General features: G+C 45.8%; 4 protein-coding genes. All 4 read left to right on the top strand.

Annotation, left to right across the window (positions count from 1 at the left end; genetic code table 11):
- Positions 1–111, top strand: a 111-nt coding sequence (locus tag BUB66_RS12845; protein WP_143156288.1) for an acyl-CoA mutase large subunit family protein, incomplete at its 5' end; no start/stop codon positions are given.
- Positions 112–127: 16 nt separating this feature from the next.
- Positions 128–529 carry a coenzyme B12-dependent isobutyryl CoA mutase small subunit gene (gene icmB / locus BUB66_RS11780; protein ID WP_073258734.1) on the top strand — a complete coding sequence of 134 codons (402 nt, stop codon included), beginning with the start codon at positions 128–130 and terminating at the stop codon, positions 527–529.
- 11 nt (positions 530–540) lie between these two features.
- Positions 541–1,488 (top strand): methylmalonyl Co-A mutase-associated GTPase MeaB, encoded by a 948-nt coding sequence (gene meaB, locus BUB66_RS11775; RefSeq protein ID WP_073258732.1) that lies wholly within the window; start codon positions 541–543, stop codon positions 1,486–1,488.
- Positions 1,485–1,612, top strand: a 128-nt coding sequence (locus BUB66_RS12695) for a VOC family protein (protein ID WP_188092907.1), incomplete at its 3' end; no start/stop codon positions are given. The genes meaB and BUB66_RS12695, both read left to right, overlap by 4 nt.

The following is a 1,612-nucleotide window of genomic DNA, read 5'->3' as shown; positions in this document are numbered from 1 at the left end:
AATCTAATGCCGACAATTATTACCTGCGTAAAAACGTATGCGACGTTGGGCGAGATTTGTGACACTCTGCGCCGAGTATTCGGCGAATACAAAGCTAGCGTAACCTTTTAATTGGGGGTAAAGGAAAATGCAGGAGACAAAAACCATAAGGGTATTGATAGCAAAACCCGGCCTTGACGGTCATGACAGGGGTGCCAAAGTAATCGCGAGAGCCTTGCGGGATGCGGGTATGGAAGTGATCTACACGGGTCTTCGGCAGACGCCCGAACAAATAGTAGAAGCTGCGATTCAGGAAGATGTTGATGTAATAGGCCTTTCGATACTATCGGGGGCCCATAATGTGCTCTTTCCAAGGATAATGGAACTGCTGAAGGAAAGAGGGGTAACGGATGTTCTCGTAGTGGGCGGAGGAGTAATTCCCTACGAAGACATACCATTCCTCAAAGAATGCGGCATAGCGGAAATATTCACCCCGGGCACGCCGATATCGCAAATAATAGACTTCATAAAAAACAATGTAAAGAAATAGGGGTGTGAAATTTGGACCTGGTTCAAGGGATACTGAGCAAAGATAAAAGGGCTGCAGCAAGGTTAATAACGCTCATTGAACGCAAGGATGCCGCTGCGAAAGAAGCCATCAAAGAACTCTACAAATACACGGGTAACTCCTACGTCATAGGTATAACAGGGCCTCCCGGTGCCGGGAAGAGCAGTCTTGTCAACGAACTTGTCAAAAAGATGAGGTCGAGGGGCAAAACGGTGGGTGTAATAGCGGTGGACCCCACCAGCCCCTTCACCGGCGGGGCATTGCTGGGCGACAGGATAAGAATGAACGATCTGACATTGGATGAAGGAGTATTCATAAGGAGTATGGGCAGCAGGGGGTCTTTGGGCGGAATAGCAACCGCTGCATACGACGCCGTAAAAGTCTTGGATGCGTTCGGCATGGACTACATAGTTATCGAAACGGTAGGCGTTGGCCAGACGGAAATTGACATAGTAAAAATTGCCGACACAGTAGTACTGGTGTTGGTACCCGGCCTTGGAGATGATGTGCAGGCTATAAAAGCAGGGATAATGGAAATTGCCGACATATTTGCGGTAAACAAATCCGATAAGGAAGGGGCCGACAGGCTAGTCACAGAAATTGAAATGATGCTGGAACTTTCCCAAAGGGAATTCGACTTCAGGCCTCCCATAGTAAAGACGGTTGCCACTACGGGCGACGGGATAGACCTCCTGGAAGCGAAGATCGACGACCACATAGACTATATGAGAAAAAGCGGAAAATTGGAGCAAAAGAGGAAAGAGAAGGTAAAGCAGGAATTTAAAGAACTCGTAAGGGACCATATTAGTAAATTGATATTCAAACAAAACGCGGATGTAATAGAATTGCTTTTGGAGGATATTGTATGCAAGAGATTAGATCCTTATACAGCTTTGGAAAAACTCACTAAAAAAATACTTAAGGAGGATGGAGAGTTATGAAAATACTCAAAATAGACCACATAGGGGTAGCCGTGAAAAGTATAGAAGAAGCATCGAAAATATACACCGAACTTTTAGGGCTTGAAATGCACGGCATAGAAGAAGTAAAGGAGCAGAAAGTAAA

This window comes from Caldanaerovirga acetigignens (assembly GCF_900142995.1).
Classification (GTDB): domain Bacteria; phylum Bacillota; class Thermosediminibacteria; order Thermosediminibacterales; family Thermosediminibacteraceae; genus Fervidicola; species Fervidicola acetigignens.
The sequence above is the reverse complement of the archived record's forward strand: the minus strand, read 5'-3'. Positions and strand labels throughout refer to the sequence as shown.

Bases quoted from the DNA above. Each gene is read 5' to 3' on its own strand.
- icmB (WP_073258734.1), top strand. From the start codon at position 128: ATGCAGGAGACAAAAACCATAAGGGTATTGATAGCAAAACCCGGCCTT.